A 23361-nucleotide genomic window follows, 5' to 3' on the forward strand; every position below is an offset into this window, starting at 1 on the left:
ACATGACACTCATCTTCGGCGCGGCGACGCCATGCTAAAGCACATCCGGCCCAAGGCCGATTTGCGCAATCTGATCGCCCTGCTGGTGATTGTCAGCATTGTTATCACACTCGCGAACGCGCTCTACGCTACCTGGCGGGTTCAGCGCCAGGTGCTTATTGACACCACGCTTGAGGCTAACCGGGCGTATGCCGCCAAGCTCGCCTCAACCAGTGAAATTTTCTTCCAGCTGGCGCAGTCTCAACTTCATTACAGCGCCAATCAGCTCAGCCGTGACTTTACTAATCAGGGGCTGCTGAACAATGAAGTCAATCGACTGCGTGAGCAGACCACCAGTTTCAACTCCGTCGCGATCGTGGATGCGCAGGGCGTGATCAAAGCAATTTCCCCCGAGTCACTGACGTTACAGGGTATGCACCTCACCAGTGACGCCTCGCGAGAGGCGCTGACCCTGCGACAGCCGATCATCAGTAAACCCTCCCTTTCTGCCGCCAATAATCTGCTGGTTTTTGTCTCATGGCCTGTCTGGAGTCCCGAGGGTGACTACCTGGGCTACATCGGCGGCACGATCTACCTGAAGAAGAAAAGCATACTCAATGCGCTGCTGGGTGAGCAGTTCTATCGCGATGGCACAACGGTTTATGTGCTCGATAGCAACAATGAGGTGTTGTATCACCAGAATCGTCAACTGATTGGCAAAACGCTGCCTGCCATCGTCAATCCGCGTGATGACCAGACCAATGGCTCGCTGATGCTTGCCGGTCCGGGTAATGCCACACAGCTGGCGGGCTTTTCCGTGGTGCCGACGACAGGCTGGACAGTGGTAGCGTTGAAGCCGATTAACGTCACACTGGATCCGCTGTCCGGTCTGTTGATGAAAGTGCTGAAAAATTCTGTGCCGTTCGCGCTGCTGACTCTGCTGGTGGCCTTAGTCATGGCACGTCTGATTGCCCGGCCACTCTTCCAGCTGGCGCGTAAAGCCAGCCGGATGGATGCGCAGGGCGTATCAAAAGAAATTGGCGGCATCACCGCCTGGTATTTTGAAGCGGCCCAGGTAAAGCGTGCGCTGCTCACCGGTATTGGGCTGGTGCAGGATAAAATTGGTCGGCTTAACTCAGAAGCGCAGACCGATCCGCTGACTCAGGTACTCAATCGCCGGGGTCTGAATGCGGTGCTGGAGTACTATCGGACCCTGCGTCAGCCTTTTTCGGTGCTGGCACTGGATATCGATCATTTCAAAAACGTTAATGACAGCTGGGGCCACGACGTGGGCGACCGGGTCATTCAGCAGGTGGCAAGTACGCTGCGTGCCAGCGCCCGTCAGTCTGATGTGGTCTGTCGCAATGGCGGAGAGGAGTTTCTGATGCTATTGCCAGGAACGGCCCTGGATGAGGCGCAGATCATCGCAGAACGCGTACGGGTGGGCATTGCTGAAGCCTGGCTGACTGACGTTGGGCGCATTACCTTGTCTATTGGCGTGGCGGCCTGGAATGGTTCGCAGGATGCGGGACTGGAAAACAGCCTGAAACAGGCGGATGCGGCGCTCTATGAGGCGAAGAGTGCCGGACGTAACTGTGTGATCGTTGCCGACTCCTAGTCGGGTGAAACCGGATGTTTCATTACGGCAGGGTTAACGTGCGGGAAAAAGAGAAGCAGGGGCGCGGCGGTCAGACTAACGCGCCCCTTAACATCAGGCTGATTTGACGTAATCCAGCACCATGTCGTGGTGATTCGACGTCTTAAAGTTATCAAACACTTTTTCGATCTTGCCCTCGGCATCAACCAAAAAGCTGATGCGATGAATACCGTCATAGGTTTTCCCCATAAACGTTTTTTCACCCCAGACGCCAAACGCCTGGCAGACTTCATGATTTTCATCTGACAGCAGCGTAAAGTTCAGCAGCTCTTTTTCGACAAACTTTGACAGTTTTTCCGGTTTGTCGGTGCTGATACCCAGCACTTCCACGCCCGCTTTTTTCAACTCATCCATGTTGTCACGCAGACCGCACGCCTGCACGGTGCAGCCTGGTGTCATCGCTTTCGGGTAGAAGTACACCAGAACGCGCTGTCCCTGGAAGTCGGTCAGATTCACGTGTTCGCCGTCCTGGTCAGGCAGGCTAAATGCGGGTGCAGTATCTCCGGCTTTCAGTGGATTCATCACATCTCTCCATTTTCTTATTCAGGCTGTGGGTAATACACCATCCGGCCAGAAACGGCCAGCAGCAACATTACCATCAGGGGGTATTTCACCACATAGCCGAGCATTCAGGCGTCAGTAATGTGGAGAAATAACTCCGGTTTAAGGACCAAAGCTTAGCGTATCGCGCTGACAGGTTCGCTGCTGTCGGCGTCTGAGACACTGTAGAGACGTAGCGTTCCCTGGGCATTCAGCTCCTGGCACAGGGTATTAAAAGCCTGCTCAAACGACGTGCCACGGGTTCGCGTTGGACTGTGGGCCGTCATTTGAATATAGAGTGTCGGTGGCAATTCGTGTTGCGCAGGTGTGATTCGCGACACCAGTTCGGCCACGTTCATCTGATGCTTATCAATAAGATCGGTGAAACGCTCAATAATATGCGGCGAATCGGCCACTTCAACCTGGATGAATGCGGTGTCGGGCATCGGCGGACGAAGCCGGGCATTGGTTCGCTTCATGACGATCAGCAGCTCCAGCTCTGCGCCTTTCAGCGGCAATGTCGATTCAATCAGTGTGATTGCGTTCCAGCTGCCCGACAGCAGCATAATAAACGTGAACTCATCCCCGAGCATGGCAAGACGGCTATCTTCAATATTACAACCGCAGCTGCTGACGTGTCGGGTAATGGTGTTGACGATACCCGGACGGTCAACACCAAGCGCGGTGATCACCAGATGATGGGGCTGAGATTGCGGCAAAATGGCTTTTCCTCTGCTTTCGCTAATAACCATAAGGTAAACATAAAAAAAACTGCTGACAAGCGCGGGAATGGCGTGGCTTGCTTGCTTTTCCCTAAGTGTAAAACGTACCATGAAGCACTTGTTTGTCGAGGGGATCGCCAATGTTTACGGGAAGTATTGTTGCACTCGTTACGCCAATGGATGACAACGGTAATGTCTGCCGGTCGAGTCTGAAAAAACTGATTGATTATCATGTCGCCAGCGGCACCGCGGCGATCGTTTCCGTCGGCACCACAGGCGAATCTGCAACCCTGAGCCATGAAGAACATGGTGATGTGGTGATGCTGACCCTGGAACTGGCTGATGGCCGTATCCCGGTGATAGCCGGAACCGGTGCAAACGCCACCGCTGAAGGCATCTCTCTGACGAAGCGTTTTGAAAATTCCGGCGTGGTGGGTTGCCTCACCGTGACGCCTTATTACAATCGTCCGACCCAGGAAGGGCTGTTCCAGCACTTCAAAGCGATTGCGAATAGCACCAGCCTGCCACAGATGCTGTATAACGTTCCCTCGCGCACCGGTTGTGACATGCTGCCGGAAACCGTTGCCCGCCTGGCCGAAATCAAAAATATTATCGGAATCAAAGAGGCAACCGGGAACTTATCGCGTGTTAGTCAGATCCAAGAGCTGGTAAATGAAGATTTCATTCTGGTGAGTGGCGATGACGCGACTGCGCTGGACTTTATGCAACTGGGCGGTAAAGGCGTCATTTCGGTGACCGCAAACGTCGCTGCACGCGAAATGGTTCAACTGTGTCAACTTGCACAGCAGGGCAATTTCGTTGAGGCACGCCGCCTGAATCAGCGTCTGATGCACCTGCACCAGACGCTTTTCTGTGAACCCAATCCTATCCCGGTGAAATGGGCTGCGAAACAGCTAGGATTAATCGCTAACGACACGCTGCGTCTGCCAATGACGCCACTGACTGCAGCTGGCCAGCCGAAAGTGGAGCAGGCGCTGGTGAAAGCGGGTTTGCGATAATTTAGGGAGTTTGAATGAATTACTCAGTAAAGCGGTCAACAGTAGCCACAGTGGTGGGGCTTTCTACCCTGATGCTGTTGTCGGCCTGTTCAAGTGATCAGCGTTATAAGCGCCAGGTCAGTGGTGACGAATCTTATCTTGAAGCCAGTCAGTTAAGTGAACTGAAAGCGCCGGCCGGCATGATCCTGCCGGTACAGCGTGGTGATTACGATGTACCGCGCACCAGCAGTCAGGCACCGACCGGCAAGCAGCTCGACATTCGTCCACCTGCCCAGCCGCTGGCCCTGATGAACGGCACCCGTGCGCAGTTCAGCAACAACACGGGCGCACTGATGATTGATAGTAGCCGTGGTTCAGTCTGGCCACGCGTCGTGAGCGTCGTGCAGTCAAACAATTTCGCGATTGCTTCACGTAATGACGCCGGCCAGCAGCTGACGACCGACTGGGTCCAGTGGAATCGTGCTGATGAAGATCAGCAGTATCGTGGTCGCTACCAGATCAGTGTGCAGTCGCAGAGCTATCAGCAGCAGCTCACCGTACGTCTGCTGGAGCTGCAGCAGGCGGGTAAAACCGTTACCTCACCTGTGCAGATCCAGCGCTATACCGCGCAGATGCTGAATGAAATCAGCACCGGTCTGGACAAGATTGATACCGCCAGTGAAAACGCGGCGGCAGGTCGGGTGAGTGGGGCTATTGATGTGCAGAGCGGCGCAGATGATACCGGCCTGCCAATGCTGATCCTGCGCACGCCATATAATGTGGCGTGGCAGCGTCTGCCTGAAGCGATGAAACGCGTTGGGATGGAGGTGACGGATACCACTCGCTCAACGGGTAGCATGAAAGTGACCTACAAGTCACTGAGCAGCAGCGACTGGGATTCCATTGGCGCAAAAAACCCGGAATTACCTGACGGTGATTACAAAGTGCAGGTCGGTGATTTGGACAACCGCACCAGTCTGCAATTTATCGACCCGAAAGGGCATGTGCTGACCCAGTCGCAGAACGATGCGCTGGTGGCCGTGTTCCAGGCGGCGCTGAACAAATAAAGTTGCCTCAGGCCGGAGATTCTCCGGCCTTTTTATTTTGTTTTTGGCATAATAGCGCGCGGCGAAGTAAACGATTGCGTCATGGCAATCGCCGCAGCGGCACTGGCCGCTGAACACCCGTTATTTCAAGTCTGGAGTGAATAAGATGCAAAAGCGAGCTGAGTTGTATCGCGGTAAAGCGAAAACCGTATACAGCACCGATAATCCGGATCTGCTGATACTCGAATTCCGCAACGATACGTCAGCAGGTGATGGCGCCCGAATTGAGCAATTTGATCGCAAAGGAATGGTTAACAACAAGTTTAACCACTTCATCATGACCAAATTGCAGGAAGCGGGTATTCCAACCCAGATGGAAGCGCTGCTGTCTGATACCGAAGCGCTGGTGAAGAAGCTGGAGATGGTGCCGGTAGAGTGCGTGGTCCGTAACCGCGCCGCAGGTTCGCTGGTAAAACGTCTGGGCGTGGAAGAGGGCATTGTGCTCAATCCCCCGCTGTTTGATCTTTTCCTCAAAGATGATGAAAAGCATGACCCGATGGTCAACGAATCCTACTGCGAAACTTTTGGCTGGGTCAGCAAGCAGAACCTGGCGCGGATGCAGGAACTGACCTTTAAAGCCAACGAAGTGCTGAGCAAGCTGTTCGACGATGCGGGTCTGATTCTGGTTGATTTCAAACTTGAGTTTGGTCTGTTTAACGGTGAAGTCACGCTGGGCGATGAGTTTTCGCCAGATGGTGCACGCCTGTGGGACAAAGAGACCCTGGATAAAATGGACAAAGACCGTTTTCGCCAGAGCCTGGGCGGCGTAGTCGAAGCTTATGAAGCAGTGGCACAGAGGCTGGGCGTAAAACTCGACTGAGTCAGCCTGCAGTGCAGTAAGTAAGCAGAATAAAACGGAGAGCCCAGGCTCTCCGTTTTCATTTCAGCCTAAAGCTGGTGATTGCCCGGTCACGCAACTAAAATCATGCCATCTGAAAAAAATGACTGAGGGAAGAGAGCATGCGCTGGCAAGGGCGTCGCGAAAGCGACAATGTAGAGGACCGTCGCGATCAATCGTCCGGTTTAGGTGGCGGAGGCCGTCAGATTCGTCTGCCGCGCGGCAAAGGCGGTATCATCCTGTTGGTGGTGGTGGCTATTGCAGGTTATTACGGTTATGACCTTACCGCGCTGCTGACGGGTGGGGACGTTGCACCAACCAGCCAGCAGCAACAGCGCAGCGTCAGCACCAATGATGACGAGGCTGCAAAATTCACTAAGGTGATTCTTGCGACCACGGAAGATACCTGGGGCAAGCTGTTCAAACAGATGAACAAACAGTATGTTGCACCAAAGCTGGTGATGTATCGCGGGGCAACCCGAACCGGCTGCGGCACAGGCCAATCCGTGATGGGACCCTTCTACTGTCCAGCCGATCAGACTGTCTACATCGATCTCTCTTTCTATGACGAGATGAAAAACAAACTCGGCGCTGACGGCGACTTCGCCCAGGGCTACGTTGTCGCGCATGAAGTGGGCCACCATGTTCAGAAACTGCTGGGTATTGAGCCTAAAGTACGTGAAATGCAGCAGGGCGCGAGCCAGACGCAGGTCAATCAGCTCTCTGTGAAAATGGAATTGCAGGCAGACTGTTTTGCCGGTGTCTGGGGACACTATATGCAGCAAGAGAACATCCTTGAAGCAGGGGATTTGCAGGAAGCGCTGAACGCCGCAGAGGCGATTGGCGATGACCGTCTGCAGCAGAAGGGTCAGGGCCGCGTAGTGCCGGACAGCTTTACCCATGGCACCTCTGAGCAACGCTACACCTGGTTTAAGCGCGGATTTGATGGTGGCAATCCAGGACAGTGCAACACCTTCGCCAGCAACTGATGATCGCAACACAGTCTATGCAGCAGGCCGGTGTGCGTCGCCTGGCCGTGATCAGCGGCGACCCGGACTGGTGCCTGGAGCGTGCTGCAGAGTGGCATGACGCGTTGCCAGGCGACTGGCTGGTGCTAAGCCCGGAGCCGCTCTTCTCTGCTTCCTCTGGTGAGTCACTTATGCACAAACAGCCAGGCGCGGTTCGCACGCTGCTTGGCCGTGAATTTCGTCATGGGATATTCGATGCCCGCCAGGGCTTTCATGCCGAGGCTTTCGCTGCGCTGGCTGGCACGCTCACCGCAGGTAGCTGGCTGTTACTGCTGGTCCCGCCCTGGGAAGGGTGGTCGCAGCAGCCTGACACCGACAGCCTGCGCTGGGCCGATGTCGCTCAGCCCATCCCAACACCCCATTTTGTTCACCATCTGCAACAGCTGATCCTGGCGGATGACCAGGTACTGCTGGAGCGGCAGCATCAGCCATGCCGTTTTCCGGTGCAGCCTGACTGGCCAGAATGGCACTGTCAGGCCCCGCAACAGCAGCAGGCGATACTCGATCAACTGATGAGACTGCCATCGGGGATCGCGGTGCTGACCGCCGCCCGTGGACGGGGTAAATCGGCGCTGGCGGGGATGCTGGCCCGCCAGAATCGCCATTGTCTGGTCACGGCACCCGCGAAAGCTTCAACGGAGGTGCTGGCCACCTTTGCCGCTGAGCATTTTCACTTTATGGCGCCGGATGCACTGCTGGCGCTGGCGCCGCCGCCCGAGGCGGATTGGCTGATTGTGGATGAAGCGGCGGCGATACCGGCCCCGCTACTGCAGGCGCTGGTCAGCCGGTATCCCCGTGTGCTGCTCACCACCACTGTACAGGGCTACGAAGGCAGCGGGCGCGGCTTTATCCTTAAGTTCTGCGCCGGGCTTAGCGGGGTGCACTATTTCACGCTGGACGAGCCGCTGCGCTGGTCGCGTTGTGATCCGCTGGAGCAGTGGCTGAATCAGGCGCTGCTGTTTGACGATGCCAGCGCGACGGCACCCGATTCTCCGGCCACACCGCATCCTGTTGAACGTCACGATTTCAGCACGCTGGAAGCCGCCTATCGCCTGCTCACCAGCGCGCACTATCGCACGTCGCCACTTGATCTGCGCCGCCTGCTGGATGCGCCGGGTATGACGTTGTGGCGGGCGGGCGAGACACCTGCATTACAGGGTGCACTCTGGCTGGTGGAGGAGGGCGGTCTTGAGCCAGCACTGGCGCAGGCGGTCTGGGCGGGCACCCGGCGACCACGCGGGAATCTGGTGGCGCAATCTCTGGCTGCCCACGCCGGTCTTGCCGAAGCGGCAATCCTGCGCTCGCAACGAATCAGCCGTGTTGCCGTGGCAACGGAGAGCCGTCGCCGCGGAATCGGTCAGCAGCTTGTGGCCGCCGCGGCCCGTGCGGCTGCAGAACACGACTACCTCTCTGTCAGCTTCGGCTACACTGAATCACTCTGGGCGTTCTGGCGCGCCTGTGGTTTTACTCTGGTGCGAATAGGCAGCCAGCGCGAAGCCAGCAGCGGCTGCTATGCGGCAATGGCTATTCTGCCCTGTTCTGCTGCGGGCAGGGCATTAGCGCGCCGGGCGGCAGAACAGCTGGCGCGTGACTGGCCACTGTTGCGACAACATATCGCGCTGGACCTGCAGTTTGATCAGATCCCAGATAATGGATTAACAGCCCAGGATATGCATCTGGCCATCGGTTTTGCCTGGGCGCAGCGGCCCCTGGAGGCGAGCCTGCCGGTATTGCAGCGTCTGGCAGAAGCCAGTGTCGCGCCCGCCCCGTTATTGGCCGCAGTCGTTGCCGCCCCCGATGCGCTAAGCGAGCTTGCCCGGCAGGCAGGCGTGAGTGGCCGTAAAGCGCTGGTCGCGGTGTTACGTCAGCAGGCAGCAACAGCGCTCCAGAGCCTGGGCGTTACTGCGGACTGACTGCACCGGCCGTTGAAATAATTCGACCAGCTGGTTCAAATTATCCCCATATCATTTTTTGCTACGCGGCGTAGAGTGAACACAGGAGGTCAACAACATGACACTGAAATATGTAATCGTTCAACAGCCTGCTACCACAGCACAGCTGTTTCTGCTCTACCATGGCGTTGGCGATAACCCGGATTCAATGGGTGAGATTGGTCACTGGTTTGCGAAAACCTTCCCCGACGCGCTGGTGGTGTCCGTTGGCTCGCCTGGCGCGGTTCGTCAGTGGTTTGGCGAAACTGACCTGCACGATCAGACTATCCAGCAGCGGGTTGATGCGGCGATGCCGCAGTTTGTCGAGTCGGTGCGTCACTGGCAAAAAAAGAGCGGCGTGCGGGCGGAAGCGACAGCCTTAGTCGGTTTTTCCCAGGGTGGCAGTATGGTGCTGGAAGGCGTCAAAGCGAATCCTGATCTGGCGGGCCGCGCGGTGGTGTTCAATGGCAGGTTTATCACGCTGCCGGAGAAAGCCAGTACCCGCACCACGATTCATCTGATCCACGGTGATTATGATGAGCAGATCCCGTTGCACCATGCACAGGAGGCGGAGCAGCGGCTGACCGCCCGCGGGGGCGACGTCACTCTGGACATCGTTGACGATCTGGCGCATGCCATCGATCATCGCAGTATGGAACTGGCGCTGAATCATCTGCGTTATACGGTGCCAAAACGCTACTTTGATGAGGCGTTAAGCGGCGCAAAACCCGGTGACGATGACGTTATCGCGTTGATGTAAAAATGCCCCTGCAGAGCAGATTGCTGACAATGCCGAACCGGGGGTAATCCCGCCGCTACGCATAAATTCAACACGCAGGGAGCTCGGTCAGAGGAGGAAAGCGTCCCGCGCCAGGGACGGTGCGGGCCGAGCGGCCATGGATTGGCTTTAGCGACTTTCCGATCTGACCGTGTACCCTGCGCAGGCTCGATCTTAACGCTGATGAGGGCTGACTTTATGAAGAACAATAAAAATGCCCCTGCAGAGCAGGGGCATTTTCGTTTACTTCTTCTTCGGCCAGTTATCGTCGTCATCCCATTTATCGTTGAAATCACGATGCGGCGGCAGGTCTGGTTTGTTATCCATAAACTTCTTGTGATCGATGCGTTTCAGATCTTTATAAACGTTCATCAGCACGCCAACCATCAGCAGGATCACCAGGATCCACCAGTAATCTTTAATAAATTCCATTTGCTGCTCCTTAACATCGCCATCAGGCGATCAGTTGTTCCATGATGCGTTGGTACATCCGGCTCAGCATCTGCAGATCTGAAGCTTTCACACACTCATTGATTTTATGAATGGTGGCATTTACCGGTCCCAGTTCAACCACCTGCGCCCCCATCCGGGCAATAAACCGGCCATCAGAGGTTCCACCCGTAGTCAGCAGCTGCGGCTTAATTTCATTATAGTGCGCGACAGCTTTTACGACGGCATCAACCAGCTTACCGCGCGTGGTCAGGAAGGGTTGACCCGAAAGTTTCCACTCAATGGTGTAACGCAGCTGGTGACGATCCAGCAATGCTTCGACGCGCTGACGAATCAGCTCATCAGTGAGTTCAGTGCTGAAGCGGAAGTTAAACTGCACAAACAGCTCGCCAGGAATCACGTTGTTGCTGCCGGTGCCCGCCTGGACATTGGCAATCTGCATGCTGGTTGCCGGGAAGAACTCATTCCCCTGATCCCACTCCGTGGCGACCAGCTCATTCAGTGCTGGCATTGCCCGGTGGACCGGATTATCCGCAAGGTGCGGATAGGCGACGTGCCCCTGCACACCATGCACCGTCAGGTTGGCAGTAATTGATCCACGACGGCCATTTTTCACCACGTCACCGACCACTTCCGTACTGGACGGCTCACCGACCAGGCAATAGTCGAGCCGTTCCCGGCGCGCCATCAGCCGTTCAACCACTTTAACCGTGCCGTTGGTCCCGCTGGCCTCCTCATCAGAGGTAATCATAAAGGCGAGTCGCCCTCTGTGATGGGGACGTGCTGCAACAAAACGTTCGGCAGCTACCACCATGGCGGCCAGTGAACCTTTCATGTCGGCCGCACCACGACCAAACAGCATGCCATCGCGTATGGTGGGCTCAAAAGGTGGGTTGATCCAGCGACTGGCATCGCCAGGCGGCACCACATCGGTGTGACCGGCAAACGCCAGTGTTTCACCTTCGCCACGGGTGGCCCAGAAATTCAGGGTGTCGTCGATGTTCATCGTTTCAATCTTAAAACCAATAGTTTCAAGACGGGCGATCAGCAGAGCCTGACATCCGGCATCATCGGGGCTGAGGGAAGGGCGACGAATAAGCTGCTGCGTCAGCTCAATGACCGGGCAAAACATATTATGACCTCTCCTGGATAGCATTCTGATAGGTGGCTTCGCTGAAACCGGCGAGCAAACTGCCATCCGGGGTGCGCAACAGCGGGCGCTTAATCATGGCGGGATGCGCCAGCATCAGCGCTTTGGCGCTGCTGGCATCGGTAACCCCTTCACGGTCGGTCTCTGGCAGTTTACGCCAGGTGGTGCCGCGGGTATTAAGCAGGGCTTCGTAGCCCAGCGCATCGATAAATTCCTGCAGCAGGACATCGCTCAGGCCATCGGCACGGTAATCGTGAAAGTGATACTCAACGCCTGCGTCTGTTAAAAAGCGCCGGGCTTTTTTTATGGTGTCGCAATTTTTAATCCCGAACATCACCCACTGCGTGCTCATTGCCCGATCCTTATTGTCCTGTGAGAAGTAAAAGCTAAAAAAGCAGCCAAAGCGCGAGTTTACCATAGTGTGATCCGTTGCGGCAGTTGCCGGGGCGCGGGAATCTGACCCGCGATCGTGTCGTGAAAGCCACCGTTTATCCTCGGGTAACCGCTGTCAATTTCTCAGGTAATCATTACCCTGCTTAGCATTATTTTATTCGGAATTTCGCCATGCAGATAAAATAGTCTACCGCTGGGCTTAAAATAAATTATTTTCAATCGGGTTAAGGAGTTGCTGAAATGTGCGTCAGCTTCCAGAACCGGCAGAATTCATGTTTTTATCAGGCTTGCCGATAAATAAAACAGGTGTAACCGTATTCACCTGATTAAAAAAAGAGCGTAACATCGCCAGCACAATAAGAGAGGGCATCATGATTGACACTGAAATGGGAACCTGGAAAGAATTTATCGAAGCAATGTTACGCAACAAGTAACAGGCTGAGGTAAAGGCGGGGTAAACCTGCTGACTGGAATTCTTACCACACACAGAAATAAGGCGGCCACTGACATCAGTGGCCGCTTTTTATTTGCCTCAGTGATCAGTCGAGTGGCTTCTCTTTAAGCGGGAAGCGACGGCGAACCAGCACAAAGAACAGCGGCACAAAAAAGATCGCCAGCAGCGTGGCGGAGATCATTCCACCCATCACACCGGTTCCTACCGCGTGCTGACTGCCGGAGCCTGCGCCGCTGCTGATTGCCATCGGCAGCACGCCAAAGATAAAGGCCAGCGAGGTCATCAGAATCGGTCGCAGACGCTGACGCGATGCCTCCAGCGTGGACTCCACCAGTTCGCGTCCTTTACTGTTAATCTCATTAGCAAATTCCACAATCAGGATGGCGTTTTTGGCGGATAACCCGACGACTGTCAGCAGGCCCACCTGGAAGTAGACATCATTCTCCAGTCCGCGCAGCCAGGTCGCAATCAACGCGCCGACGACACCCAGTGGGACCACCAGCATCACCGAGAACGGAATTGACCAGCTTTCATACAGTGCGGCCAGGCAGAGGAATACAACCAGCAACGATATCGCATACAGCGCCGGTGCCTGTGAGCCAGAGAGGCGCTCCTGATAAGAAGCACCTGTCCACTGGAACCCGACGCCCAGCGGCAGGGCATTCACCAGCTTTTCCATCTCGTCCATTGCCGTGCCGCTGCTGACGCCATTAGCCGCTTCCCCGACAATCTCCAGTGAAGAATAACCGTTATAGCGTTCAAGACGGGGTGAGCCGGTCTCCCAGCGGCTGGTGGCAAACGCGGAGAAGGGGACCATTTTGCCGCTGCTGTTGCGCACATACCACTTATTGACGTCGTCCGGCAGCATGCGGAATTCGGCGGCGGCCTGTACATAGACCTTTTTCACCCGGCCGCGATCAAGAAAGTCGTTCACATAGGTTGAGCCCCAGGCCGTGGTCATCGTGTCGTTGATGGTATCCAGCGACACGCCCAGCGCCTGCGCTTTACGGGCATCCACATCGATCTGCAGCTGCGGACTGTCATCCAGTCCATTGTGCCGTACCCGTGACAGCGACTTATCGTTGCCGGCCATCTCCAGCAGTTTGTCGCGCATCGCCATCAGTTGGGTATGGCCGATACCGGCGTGATCCTGCAGTTCCATGTCAAAACCAGAGCTGCTGCCCATGCCGGTGATAGCAGGTGGACTGCTGGCAATAACCCGGCCCTCTTTAATCTTCTGAAACGCTTTGGTCGCGCGATCGATAATCGCAAACGAAGTCCGATCGGCGCCGGGCCGCGCTTCCCAGTCTTTCAGACGGACAAACAGACGTGCGACGTTCTGTCCATTGCCGCCCGGCCCGGCACCGATAGTGGAGAAAACCGACAGTACGTTGGCCTTCTCCTCGGTGAGATAATAATTTTCGACTTTGGCAACGACGCTGGCCGTTTGCTCAAGCGTCGCACCTGCCGGAAGCTGAACCTGAGTCAGGAATACGCCGCGATCTTCCAGCGGCAGAAACGACGTCGGCAGACGCAGAAACAGAAACGCCATCAGGCCAATAATCGCGACATAGACCAGCAGCCAGCGACCACCTGTGCGCAGGATGCCCGCAACGCCGCGTTCATAGCGGTCAGCGTTACGATTAAAGTGGCGATTGAACCAGCCGAAGAAGCCGCGACGCTCGTGCACCTCGCCCTGCGTAGCGGGTTTGAGCAGTGTGGCACAGAGCGCTGGCGTCAGGATCATCGCCACCAGCACTGACAGCACCATCGCCGAGACAATGGTGATAGAGAACTGACGATAAATGGCGCCAACGGTACCGCCGAAAAACGCCATTGGCACAAACACCGCAGAGAGCACCAGCGCAATACCCACCAGTGCACCCTGAATCTGTCCCATCGATTTTCGTGTGGCAGCACGCGGCGAAAGTCCCTCTTCATGCATGATGCGTTCAACGTTTTCCACCACCACAATGGCATCATCCACCAGTAGTCCTATCGCCAGCACCATGGCAAACATGGTCAGGGTATTGATGCTGAATCCAAAGGCATAAAGGACGCTAAAGGTGCCAAACAGCACTACCGGCACCGCAATGGTGGGAATTAAGGTGGCGCGGAAGTTCTGCATAAACAGATACATCACGCCAAATACCAGCACGATTGCTTCAAGCAGCGTCTTCACCACATCGGTAATTGATGCTTTGACGAACGGCGAGGTTTCATAGGCAATTTTTGCTTCCAGGCCGTGAGGGAAATAGTGCGAGAGTTCCTCTATACGCGCCCGTACCAGCTTATCGGTGTTCATCTCATTAGCACCGGACGCGAGCTTCACGCCCAGGCCTGACGCAGGCTGGCCGTTATAGCGGCTCAGATAATCATACTTCTCTGCGCCCAGCGCCACGGTGGCAACATCGCCCAGCGTCACCACAGAACCGTCGGGATTGTTCTTCAGGGTAATGGCCCGGAACTGCTCGGGGGTCTGCAGCATCGACTGGGCGTTGACCGTGGCGTTAAGTGCCTGTTTCTCCACCGACGGCAGGCCACCGACCTGACCCACAGCCACCTGGGTATTCTGCGACTGGATTGCATTAACGACATCGTCGGTGGTGAGCGCGTAAGCGATCAGTTTGTTGGGATCGAGCCAGATGCGCATCGCATATTGCGAGCCATAAGCATCAACCTGGCCAACGCCATCAATACGGCTCAGCGGGTCCTGAATATTACTGGCGACATAGTCTGAAATATCCTGCTTATCCATACTGCCGTCGGTCGAGACGAAGGCCACCATCAGAATATTGCTGTCACCGGTTTTGTTGACCGTCACGCCCTGCGACTGCACCGCCTGCGGCAATTTGCGCAGGGCGGACTGCAACTGGTTCTGAACCTGCTGGCGGGCTTCGTCGGGATTGGTCCCGGCAGTAAAGGTGAGGGTGATTTGCGCCTGACCGGTGTTGCTGCTGTTCGAGGACATGTACATCAGATTATCGATGCCGGTCATGTTCTGCTCGATCACCTGAGTCACGGTGTTTTCCAGCGTCTCGGCGGATGCGCCGGGATAGTTAGCGGTGATACGCACATTAGGTGGAGCCAGATCGGGATACTGCTCAACAGGCAGCGAAATAATCGAAAGGGTGCCACACAGGCACAGCAGAATCGCCAGCACCCAGGCAAAAATGGGGCGGTCGATAAAGAAATTCGACATTAAATCGACACTCCTCAGGACTTATTATTATCGGTCAGGCCCACCGGCAACGGGCGCACAGGCAGAAAGGTCGCAGGGTCTTTGCCACGATTCTCCGCCGCCTTTCACTTTACGTGCGGCAGCGAGGGAAATCGTGGAGAAATTGAGGAGAAAATGTAAATTCGTTGGCTATTTGCGGCTTTCAAGCCACATCACCGTGGCGGCAACGCGTGAACGGACATCCAGCTTACGCAGAAGGTTACGGATATGCACTTTCACTGTCTCTTCAGAGATATGCAGAATGGCAGCGATCTCTTTGTTTGACAGGCCACGCGCCACCTCCTGGAGCACGTCGCACTCGCGGTCAGTGAGAAGACGCAGAGGGTCGGCGCTGTGCTGACGGTTATCCAGATAGCTGGCGACGCCCTCACTAAAGACTTTCTCGCCCCGCGATGCCTGCAGAATATGTCCCAGCAGAATCTCTGGCTCGCTGTCCTTGAGCAGATAGCCGTCGGCACCGGCATCCACCATGGCAAAAATATCACTGCGGGCATCGGAGACGGTCAGCACCAGGATGCGCGAGCTGATACCTTCGTGGCGCAGCGCCTTTAGGGTATCCAGCCCGGACATGCCTTTCATATTGAGGTCGAGCAGAATGATGTCAGGTTCCTGACGGCGGGCTTCCGCCAGCGCTTCGGTGCCATTGTTAGCCTCGGCGATCACGTCCAGCCGGGGATCCAGTGCCAGCAGCTGACGAACGCCGCGGCGCATCAGAGGGTGATCATCCACAATCATCAATGTTAATGCGGGCTGTTGCATAATTTCTCCGTTTTATCGTTTCAGACTGCGGCGGGGCAACACGTATCGCGCACCGGTATGCCTGTGTTCAGCCTTTAATAGCCTGCTATCTGTAGCCAGTAGCGTGTTTTAATTATTTGAAGGATAAATTACGTTAGCTGCCGTGCCGGTTGCGGTGGAAAGCGCAGTTCAACCCGTGTCCCTTGATCCTGTGCATGAAGGGTCAGATTACCATTAAGGCGCTGGGCACGTTCAGCCATAATCGTCAGACCGTAATGGCCTGGAGGTTCGTCAGTACTGCCGATGCCCACGCCGTCATCCGTTATCGTAAGTAAGTGCTCACCCTTATTGCTGTGCTGATAGTCCACGTTGATCACCTGCGCACTCGCATGATGGATCGCATTCAGCAACGCCTCCCGGGCGATCTGCAAGACATGCACCTGCTGCTGTGCCTCCAGATTCTGCAGGCCGGTCTGATAGTTGAAATGTATCTCTGCGCCGCTCTTTTCCTGCAACGAGGCGATCATTGCCCGCATCGCCGCCACCAGACCTGCCTGCTCAATGGTCAGGCGGAAGGTGGTCAGCAGTTCGCGCAACTGACGGTAGGCATCAGCCAGCGCCTGATCGAAGTCAGCGATAATCGCATGGGCGGCACTGTCATCCTTGTCCACGGTGCGGCGTAACAGGGTCAGCTGAATACGTAAAAAGGAGAGTGACTGCGCCAGTGAGTCATGTAATTCCCGGGCAATCGTCGTTCGCTCTTCAATCAGCAGCATTTGTTGATACTGCTGCTGTGCCTGCCAGATCCAGATTGCGCGTCCCAGCATCGCCGCAAGACTGCGCATCAGCTCATCCGGTGGGGAAGCGCCACATGTCTGCCAGCGTAATTCGCCAATCTGCTGCTCATCCTGCTGTAATGGCTGACGTTGCCACTCACCAGCAGCCTTTTCGTCACCGGCGCGGAACTGAAACTGGTCGCTCTCGAGCCAGATTGCCGTCAGTTTTTCACGCGTCAGCACCGTGGTCAGCACCGCTTCAAACAACGCCGGATGCAGTGGGCTGGCGGTCAGCATTTGTGAGCTGTCATAGAGTAGCGACAGCGTGCGATTCGCCTGAGTTAAGTCTTCCGTCTTTGCGCGAACCGTACTCTCCAGCAACTGGTAATGCGAATGCAGGCGTGCCGCCATACCGCTAAAGGCATGCGACAGAACCCGCAGCTCATTTTGTTGCTCAACGTGCAACGGCGGAAAAGCAAAGTTGCCATTCTCGACGTAGCGGCTGGCCTTGACCAGCGCATTCAGTGGCCGCACGACATGCAGTCGGGTAAAGCGAATCGTCATGAGCGCCAGCGCCACAATCGCAATAACACCGACCAGGCTGCTGGCGGCCACCAGATGCATTTTTAATTCGGTATAGCGTTGCAGACCCAGAACAAAGCGATCAATTTCCCCGACGTAAATGGGCACCTGCTGCTGCAAGGCCACGCTATCACCCCGTTGCAACGCCTGTTTCAGGAGAGGCCAGGCGGCGCGCAGTCGCTGGTAGCGAACGCCCACTTCGCGTGGTACCCAGGGCCGATCAAGATTGTGCAGCACTGGCGCATCCAGCGTTTGCTGATAGCGCGCGAAATGTTGCGGCAGGTTTTGCGGCTGACGGCTGGCATCCCAGGCCATGCGATAGCTCTGCATGCGCAGTGAACCCGCCAGATTAATCGCCTCGGCGTCGCGCTGACTGCTGAGTAGCGTGACTAAGGCCAGACTGGTGGTGAGCAGCGACAGCAGGACAATGGCGCTGAGGGCCCGAGCGATGCTTTGTGTAACTGAACGTTTAACGATCACATGAATGGCCCTCTTCTGAGTGGGGGAATTATATGAGCGAAGTCACGCAACGCAAATGATCCCTTCCCTGTTTATCGCACAGGACATTACAGGTCGCACATAAAATGACCTCGACTGACACTTCCCAGGATGCGTTACGATTTTACGGTTAAAAAGGGAACAGGTTTACATCGTGCCGATGTTGCTTTTCATTGCAGCGCTAATAATTCACTCAGTCATTAGCAACGCAATCCCGATCACAGATCAAGGAGCATCCAATGAAAAAACTGAGTGCTGTACTGGCGGGTGCTTTACTGGCTACCGCCTCATTTGCCACCTTCGCCGCCGCGCCAGTCGATCGGTCACAGGCGCTGGGTATGCAGAGCATCGGCAGTGTGTCTGTTTCCGGCGTACGCGGTTCACTGGATGATGCGAATCGCCAGTTATCGCAAAAAGCGCAAGAGATGGGCGCCAGCCATTACCGTGTTATCGGTGTCGATAATCCAGGCGATTCCAGCTTGTGGAGCGGCACCGCAGAGATTTATCGCTAACCCAACCCTCCTGTTTCCATCCCTGTAGCTTTTACCGGCCTGAAAATGGCCGGTTTTTTTGTTTTTGTGCATCATGATGGATTCTTACAAATCAGCCTGTGCATCTGCCCGGTATATTTTGCTTCGTTCTTGCAGAACGGGTAGGATTCATCGCCGTAAATTCCCGCGTTGCCCGGCACTCACTCACGGGCAAAGGCACAGAGGAAAATCCCCCATTTTGCAGGACGTTACGTCCGCATTGGGGAGACGACGACTGATAGTCCGGACAAACAGGAATGCTATGAAATCCAAAAAGAAAACCCCAGGTGAGATGCGCGCTGCGAAACGGCGCTGGCTGAATTCTCACGATGCTGGCTACCAGAAAGCGATGGGTAACCGTCACGTTCAGATGATTGCGATCGGCGGTGCTATCGGCACCGGTTTGTTCCTGGGTGCAGGTGGCCGCTTGCAGGCTGCAGGCCCCGCGTTAGCCCTCATCTATCTGGTGTGTGGCATCTTCTCCTTCTTCATTCTGCGTGCGCTGGGCGAACTGGTGTTACACCGCCCGAGCAGTGGCAGCTTTGTCTCTTATGCCCGTGAATTCCTGGGTGAGAAAGCCTCCTACGTTGCAGGCTGGATGTATTTCGTCAACTGGGCGATGACCGGTATCGTCGATATCACCGCCGTTGCGCTTTACATGCACTACTGGGGCGCGTTTGGTGATGTGCCACAATGGGTCTTTGCACTGGGCGCGCTGGCAATTGTCGGCACCATGAACATGATTGGCGTTAAGTGGTTTGCCGAGATGGAGTTCTGGTTTGCGCTGGTGAAAGTGCTGGCGATTGTGATTTTCCTGGTGGTGGGTGTGGTGTTTCTTGGCACCGGCAAGCCGCTGGATGGCAACAGCACCGGTTTCCATCTGATTACTGATAACGGCGGCCTGTTCCCGCACGGCCTGCTGCCCGCGCTGGTGCTGATTCAGGGCGTCGTATTCGCCTTTGCCTCAATTGAGCTGGTCGGTACGGCGGCCGGTGAATGTAAAGACCCGCAAACCATGCTGCCGAAAGCGATCAATAGTGTGATCTGGCGTATTGGTCTGTTCTATGTCGGTTCGGTTGTGTTGCTGGTGCTGCTGCTGCCATGGAATGCCTATCAGGCGGGCCAGAGTCCATTCGTGACATTCTTCTCGAAACTTGGCGTGCCTTACGTTGGCAGCATCATGAACATCGTGGTCCTGAGCGCAGCGCTCTCCAGCCTGAACTCCGGCCTCTATTCAACCGGGCGTATTCTGCGTTCCATGTCGATGGGTGGCTCTGCACCGAAATTCATGTCAAAGATGAACGGTCAGCAGGTCCCTTATGCCGGTATTCTCGTCACCATTGCCGTTTATGTCATTGGTGTAGTGCTTAACTACTATGTGCCTTCTCAGGTATTTGAGATCGTCCTGAACGTTGCCTCACTGGGCATTATCTCCTCCTGGGCCTTTATCGTGGTCTGCCAGCTGCGTCTGCGCAAAGCGATCAAAGAAGGCAAAGCAGATGATGTCAGCTTCAAGCTGCCAGGTGCGCCGTTCACCTCATGGCTGACGCTGCTGTTCCTGTTCAGCGTGCTGGTGCTGATGGCGTTTGACTACCCGAACGGGACGTACACCATTGCCTCTATTCCGCTGATTGCAGTGCTGCTGGTGCTGGGATGGTTTGGTGTGCGTAAGCGTGTTAACGCTATCGCGCAGACCGAACAGGATCATCATGAGGATGAGCCTCAGTCAACCCGACTGGCTGACGATACGTCACGCTGATCAGGTCTGCATCAATCAGGGCCAGCCTTCGGGCTGGCTTTTTTTTGGCCGCTAATCGCCTATCTGGCAATGCGAATTAGGATAGTTTTCCGGCAAGCCTGGCCCTATGATGAATAACTCCCTTTATGCGGTAGCGGAGTCTCCATGTCGTTTAAGATCAACATCATCAAAAATAAGCTCCTGTCTGAAAACTGGTTTGTGCTGCGCAACTACACCTATGACATCACCGATCGCCGTGGCGAGGTTATCCGTCATAAACGCGAAGTCTACGATCGCGGAAACGGGGCGACCATCCTGCTCTATAATCGCGAAAAGAACAGCGTCGTCCTGACGCGCCAGTTCCGCATCGCGACGTACGTCAACGGCAACGACGGCGGCATGTTAATTGAAGCCTGCGCGGGCTTGCTGGACGACGACTCCCCGGAAGATTGCATCCGCAAAGAGGCGATTGAAGAGACCGGATATGCAGTCGGTGAGGTGGAGAAAATTTTTACCTGCTATATGTCGCCGGGCGGCGTCACGGAATTGGTCCACTTTTTTGCGGCAGAATACAACGAATCACTGCGCGACAACCCAGGCGGTGGCGTTGAGGATGAGTCAATTGATGTGCTGGAACTGAGCTTCCCTGATGCGCTGGCGATGGTGGCCGATGGCCGTATTCGCGACGGTAAAACCATTATGCTGCTACAGCATGCGCAGATTGCGGGATGGCTGAGGCCTTAGGAAACCCATCTGTCATACCTGTTGCCGCGCAGCAGCGCTGAACGTGGAAGGATGCAGCTTTATCCACCTTATGTACGCTTTTTAAGCACTTAACTGCGCTTTTTGCACAGGTTCACAGAATGCGAACCCTGCCAGGCCCGTTGATGCGCTATCCTCTCCATTCTGGTTATTCGGGGATCGATTTTCTTAATGTCGTATTGGATGAAATCGCTGTGGCTGTTGCCGTCTTTGTGGGTTGCCTGTGTTCAGGCGGAACCGTTGCAAAAGTCATTCAACGACTGGCAAATTACCTGCAACAATGTCGCCTTTTGCGTGGCGCGCAATATTCCAGGCGACAAAGGGTTGGTGATGACGATTTCGCGTCATGCGGGCGTCAACGATCGCCCCTTGCTGCGTATTGACTATGGCAGCGCCTACAGTGGTGCGCTGCCTGGCGGTCCGCTTCAGGATAACCTGCTGCTCGATCAGCGCCGCCTTAAGCCCGACCTCAAACACTGGACGGTAGAACCTCATCATCTCGCCACCAGCAATACCATCGCGATAGATGAGTTCCTTGATCTGGTGATGGAGGCGAAAACCCTGCAGCTCACCTTTGATCCCAATGCGCTGATCTCGTTGCGCGGCATGAAAGCTGCACTGTTGCTGATGGATGACACCCAGGGTCGGGTAAACAGCCTGAGCGCGTGGATCAAACGTGGCGACCGTGCCAGCTGGGACGTTCCGCCGCCGCCTGCGCTGCCGCCATTGCCGCCTGCTGTCGAGCCGCCCGCAGCACTGACGCGCGATGAGACCAGCGGACTCATTGATTACGGCACCTGGCGGGTCAATACCGATTCCTGTTCACTCGATCCGCTACGCCGGGAAGTCAGCGTGGCTCCCCTTACTGACCAGCGCGCGCTGCTGCTGGTCAGTTGTGAAATGGGGGCCTATAACGTGATCGATTTGGCGTTTGAAGTGACGCGCAGCCAGCCTTACGTGGCGCGGGGTATTACCTTAACGTTGCCGTTTACACCGCCGGGTGCCAGCGATCGTCAGCTGGAGCTGATTAACGCCGAGTATGATGCGGCCAGCGGCCAGCTCTACACCTTTGGTAAAGGACGGGGACTGGGCGATTGTGGCAGTGCGACACGCTGGCAGTTTGATGGCACGCGTTTTGTGTTAGCGGAGTATGCGGAAGAGTCGACCTGTGACGCCTGGCACAGCAGTGATGACTGGCCAACCCTGTGGGTCAGCCAGTCTGACGGTAGCGTACAGCAGCGTTAAGGAATGGCCTGCACCATCATCGGTGAGCCCAGTTGGTTACCCACCAGTTCGGCCAGCATATTGTTCACGCCGTCGCTCATTGGCGTAAAGCGGGTCAGCGGCGAGCGCGTCACCACGACAAACACCCCAACGTTATGCTGCGGCACCATCGCCATATAGGTGATGAAACCGCCACCGCCGCCGGTTTTCTGAATAATGCCCGGGCGACCATTTTTTGGCCCCATATAGACCCAGCCCATACCCAGTGCATCCGCTTTACCTGGCACATCCATGCCTTCAACTTTGTGCAGCTGATCGCGACGGTAAATCAGCGTTTGCAGTCTATCGATCTGCGGCGTGCGATGGTTTACCGAAGAGTTAAGGAACTGCTGCATCCAGCGGCCCATATCATCCGGCGTGGAATAGACGCCGCCGCTGCCGATCGCCGCCAGCGTGTTATTACACGGGCTGGCACCTTTCTCCGCCACCATCAGGCGTCCGCACTGCTCAGGCGACGGCGTAAAGGTGGTGTCTTTCATGCCCAGCGGGCGGGTTATCAGTTGCTGAAACAGCGCCGGATAAGGGGTGCCGGCGGCGCGTGACAGCGCATCGCTCAACAGATCGTAGCCCAGGTTGGAGTAGGCGGCACTGCTGCCGGGTGCCGCTTTAAGGCTGGCGCGCGCCAGCCATGTCCAGCGCTCGCTTTTCGTCGGCCAGACAAACACCGGACGCTGCGCTTTGCCGCCTGGCTGTTCGCGCGGCAGTCCGCTGGTGTGGGTTGAGAGATTAATCAGGCGAATAGGCTGGCCGTTATACGTGGGCACGCGTGCACCTGGAGGCGCATATTTACTCAGGGGATCGTCAAGGCGAATCTGTCCGCGTTCAGCCATCTTCACCATCACTTCACTGGTCATCAGCTTACTCAGCGAGGCGATGCGAATCAGTGAATCTTTCTGTGGACGCACATTGTTGCCGGGACGGGTGTCACCGAAGCTGGCGAACACCCGCTGATTGCCATCTATCGCCACCAGCGCCATGCCGGTTGCACCGCTGCCATAAAAAATATGTTCCGCATAGCGATCAACAATCTGAGAAGCCAGCAGCGGATCGGGCGCGACCTGCGCCATGCTTTTTAAAGGAAGCAGTGAAACCATCAGGGCCAGTAAATAGGGTGTACGCATGTTCAACGGAAGTGGCTTCGCTATAGATATCGGAGAAAATCTGCCTTCACTCATCAGAATGCGGCAG

Annotated in this window: 20 protein-coding genes; 11 read left to right on the forward strand and 9 right to left on the reverse strand. The window is 55.8% G+C overall.

The window, feature by feature from the left end:
• The first annotated feature begins 31 nt into the window (after positions 1–31).
• A complete protein-coding gene (locus LQK91_RS00815) occupies positions 32–1597 on the forward strand; it encodes a sensor domain-containing diguanylate cyclase (protein WP_105098924.1) in 1566 nt (521 codons plus the stop codon).
• A gap of 93 nt (positions 1598–1690) precedes the next feature.
• Here LQK91_RS00815 and bcp read toward each other — a convergent pair whose 3' ends face one another.
• Entirely contained in the window at positions 1691–2158 is a 468-nt protein-coding gene (gene bcp / locus LQK91_RS00820) for a thioredoxin-dependent thiol peroxidase (protein WP_003848783.1), read from the reverse strand.
• A gap of 155 nt (positions 2159–2313) precedes the next feature.
• The gene (locus tag LQK91_RS00825; protein ID WP_003848785.1) at positions 2314–2895 is read right to left on the reverse strand and encodes a glycine cleavage system transcriptional repressor; all 582 of its coding nucleotides are present in this window, start codon (positions 2893–2895) and stop codon (positions 2314–2316) included.
• Between the two features lie 143 nt (positions 2896–3038).
• Between LQK91_RS00825 and dapA the strand changes: the two genes are divergently transcribed.
• From dapA to ypfH, 6 genes are all read left to right on the forward strand, one after another.
• Positions 3039–3917 (forward strand): 4-hydroxy-tetrahydrodipicolinate synthase, encoded by an 879-nt coding sequence (gene dapA, locus LQK91_RS00830; protein WP_003848787.1) that lies wholly within the window; start codon positions 3039–3041, stop codon positions 3915–3917.
• A 14-nt stretch (positions 3918–3931) separates the two neighbouring features.
• Positions 3932–4963 carry an outer membrane protein assembly factor BamC gene (bamC, locus tag LQK91_RS00835; protein ID WP_105098925.1) on the forward strand — a complete coding sequence of 344 codons (1032 nt, stop codon included), beginning with the start codon at positions 3932–3934 and terminating at the stop codon, positions 4961–4963.
• 145 nt (positions 4964–5108) lie between these two features.
• A complete protein-coding gene (purC, locus tag LQK91_RS00840; RefSeq protein ID WP_003848791.1) occupies positions 5109–5822 on the forward strand; it encodes a phosphoribosylaminoimidazolesuccinocarboxamide synthase in 714 nt (237 codons plus the stop codon).
• 140 nt (positions 5823–5962) lie between these two features.
• On the forward strand, positions 5963–6829 hold the full coding sequence (gene ypfJ / locus LQK91_RS00845) for a KPN_02809 family neutral zinc metallopeptidase (RefSeq protein WP_003848793.1): 867 nt from the start codon (positions 5963–5965) through the stop codon (positions 6827–6829).
• Positions 6829–8781, forward strand: coding sequence for a tRNA(Met) cytidine acetyltransferase TmcA (locus LQK91_RS00850; RefSeq protein WP_105098926.1), 1953 nt, complete (start codon positions 6829–6831; stop codon positions 8779–8781). Before ypfJ ends, LQK91_RS00850 begins: the two co-directional genes overlap by 1 nt.
• A gap of 97 nt (positions 8782–8878) precedes the next feature.
• A complete protein-coding gene (gene ypfH / locus LQK91_RS00855; RefSeq protein WP_003848796.1) occupies positions 8879–9559 on the forward strand; it encodes an esterase in 681 nt (226 codons plus the stop codon).
• 261 nt (positions 9560–9820) lie between these two features.
• On the opposite strand, the gene LQK91_RS00860 is transcribed toward ypfH, so the two are convergent.
• The 6 genes from LQK91_RS00860 to narQ all read right to left on the reverse strand — a co-directional run bounded on the left by LQK91_RS00860 (position 9821) and on the right by narQ (position 17841).
• On the reverse strand, positions 9821–10009 hold the full coding sequence (locus tag LQK91_RS00860; protein ID WP_003848800.1) for a YpfN family protein: 189 nt from the start codon (positions 10007–10009) through the stop codon (positions 9821–9823).
• Between the two features lie 22 nt (positions 10010–10031).
• Positions 10032–11159, reverse strand: coding sequence for a succinyl-diaminopimelate desuccinylase (gene dapE / locus LQK91_RS00865; protein WP_105098927.1), 1128 nt, complete (start codon positions 11157–11159; stop codon positions 10032–10034).
• A 1-nt stretch (position 11160) separates the two neighbouring features.
• Entirely contained in the window at positions 11161–11529 is a 369-nt protein-coding gene (locus LQK91_RS00870) for an ArsC family reductase (protein ID WP_008926544.1), read from the reverse strand.
• Between the two features lie 580 nt (positions 11530–12109).
• On the reverse strand, positions 12110–15226 hold the full coding sequence (gene acrD, locus LQK91_RS00875; protein WP_003848807.1) for a multidrug efflux RND transporter permease AcrD: 3117 nt from the start codon (positions 15224–15226) through the stop codon (positions 12110–12112).
• Between the two features lie 168 nt (positions 15227–15394).
• A complete protein-coding gene (locus tag LQK91_RS00880) occupies positions 15395–16024 on the reverse strand; it encodes a response regulator (RefSeq protein WP_008926542.1) in 630 nt (209 codons plus the stop codon).
• 128 nt (positions 16025–16152) lie between these two features.
• Complete coding sequence (narQ, locus tag LQK91_RS00885) at positions 16153–17841, reverse strand: nitrate/nitrite two-component system sensor histidine kinase NarQ (protein WP_105098928.1); 1689 nt, start codon at positions 17839–17841, stop codon at positions 16153–16155.
• Positions 17842–18098: 257 nt separating this feature from the next.
• On the opposite strand from narQ, the gene LQK91_RS00890 reads away from it, so the two are divergent.
• From LQK91_RS00890 to LQK91_RS00905, 4 genes are all read left to right on the forward strand, one after another.
• Entirely contained in the window at positions 18099–18371 is a 273-nt protein-coding gene (locus tag LQK91_RS00890; RefSeq protein WP_008926540.1) for a DUF1471 domain-containing protein, read from the forward strand.
• A gap of 280 nt (positions 18372–18651) precedes the next feature.
• Positions 18652–20148, forward strand: a complete 1497-nt coding sequence (ansP, locus tag LQK91_RS00895; protein WP_008926539.1) for an L-asparagine permease — start codon at positions 18652–18654, stop codon at positions 20146–20148.
• A gap of 144 nt (positions 20149–20292) precedes the next feature.
• On the forward strand, positions 20293–20871 hold the full coding sequence (gene nudK, locus LQK91_RS00900) for a GDP-mannose pyrophosphatase NudK (RefSeq protein WP_003848817.1): 579 nt from the start codon (positions 20293–20295) through the stop codon (positions 20869–20871).
• A 189-nt stretch (positions 20872–21060) separates the two neighbouring features.
• Complete coding sequence (locus tag LQK91_RS00905; protein WP_039659577.1) at positions 21061–22134, forward strand: DUF1176 domain-containing protein; 1074 nt, start codon at positions 21061–21063, stop codon at positions 22132–22134.
• Here the strand turns inward: LQK91_RS00905 and ampH are convergent.
• On the reverse strand, positions 22131–23294 hold the full coding sequence (gene ampH, locus LQK91_RS00910) for a D-alanyl-D-alanine-carboxypeptidase/endopeptidase AmpH (protein ID WP_003848822.1): 1164 nt from the start codon (positions 23292–23294) through the stop codon (positions 22131–22133). The two genes, LQK91_RS00905 and ampH, sit on opposite strands and share 4 nt — an antisense overlap.
• Positions 23295–23361 lie beyond the last annotated feature (67 nt).

The sequence above is a fragment of the Pantoea sp. MHSD4 genome, assembly GCF_021043305.1.
In the GTDB taxonomy this organism is placed as follows: Bacteria; Pseudomonadota; Gammaproteobacteria; order Enterobacterales; family Enterobacteriaceae; genus Pantoea; species Pantoea eucalypti.

Bases quoted from the DNA above. Each gene is read 5' to 3' on its own strand.
- LQK91_RS00850 (WP_105098926.1), top strand. From the start codon at position 6,829: ATGATCGCAACACAGTCTATGCAGCAGGCCGGTGTGCGTCGCCTGGCC.
- LQK91_RS00815 (WP_105098924.1), top strand. From the start codon at position 32: ATGCTAAAGCACATCCGGCCCAAGGCCGATTTGCGCAATCTGATCGCC.
- dapE (WP_105098927.1), bottom strand. From the start codon at position 11,159: ATGTTTTGCCCGGTCATTGAGCTGACGCAGCAGCTTATTCGTCGCCCT.
- nudK (WP_003848817.1), top strand. From the start codon at position 20,293: ATGTCGTTTAAGATCAACATCATCAAAAATAAGCTCCTGTCTGAAAAC.
- ypfH (WP_003848796.1), top strand. From the start codon at position 8,879: ATGACACTGAAATATGTAATCGTTCAACAGCCTGCTACCACAGCACAG.
- ansP (WP_008926539.1), top strand. From the start codon at position 18,652: ATGAAATCCAAAAAGAAAACCCCAGGTGAGATGCGCGCTGCGAAACGG.
- dapA (WP_003848787.1), top strand. From the start codon at position 3,039: ATGTTTACGGGAAGTATTGTTGCACTCGTTACGCCAATGGATGACAAC.
- LQK91_RS00880 (WP_008926542.1), bottom strand. From the start codon at position 16,024: ATGCAACAGCCCGCATTAACATTGATGATTGTGGATGATCACCCTCTG.
- LQK91_RS00860 (WP_003848800.1), bottom strand. From the start codon at position 10,009: ATGGAATTTATTAAAGATTACTGGTGGATCCTGGTGATCCTGCTGATG.
- ypfJ (WP_003848793.1), top strand. From the start codon at position 5,963: ATGCGCTGGCAAGGGCGTCGCGAAAGCGACAATGTAGAGGACCGTCGC.
- LQK91_RS00870 (WP_008926544.1), bottom strand. From the start codon at position 11,529: ATGAGCACGCAGTGGGTGATGTTCGGGATTAAAAATTGCGACACCATA.
- LQK91_RS00905 (WP_039659577.1), top strand. From the start codon at position 21,061: ATGTCGTATTGGATGAAATCGCTGTGGCTGTTGCCGTCTTTGTGGGTT.
- purC (WP_003848791.1), top strand. From the start codon at position 5,109: ATGCAAAAGCGAGCTGAGTTGTATCGCGGTAAAGCGAAAACCGTATAC.
- ampH (WP_003848822.1), bottom strand. From the start codon at position 23,294: ATGCGTACACCCTATTTACTGGCCCTGATGGTTTCACTGCTTCCTTTA.
- LQK91_RS00890 (WP_008926540.1), top strand. From the start codon at position 18,099: ATGAAAAAACTGAGTGCTGTACTGGCGGGTGCTTTACTGGCTACCGCC.
- bcp (WP_003848783.1), bottom strand. From the start codon at position 2,158: ATGAATCCACTGAAAGCCGGAGATACTGCACCCGCATTTAGCCTGCCT.
- bamC (WP_105098925.1), top strand. From the start codon at position 3,932: ATGAATTACTCAGTAAAGCGGTCAACAGTAGCCACAGTGGTGGGGCTT.
- acrD (WP_003848807.1), bottom strand. From the start codon at position 15,226: ATGTCGAATTTCTTTATCGACCGCCCCATTTTTGCCTGGGTGCTGGCG.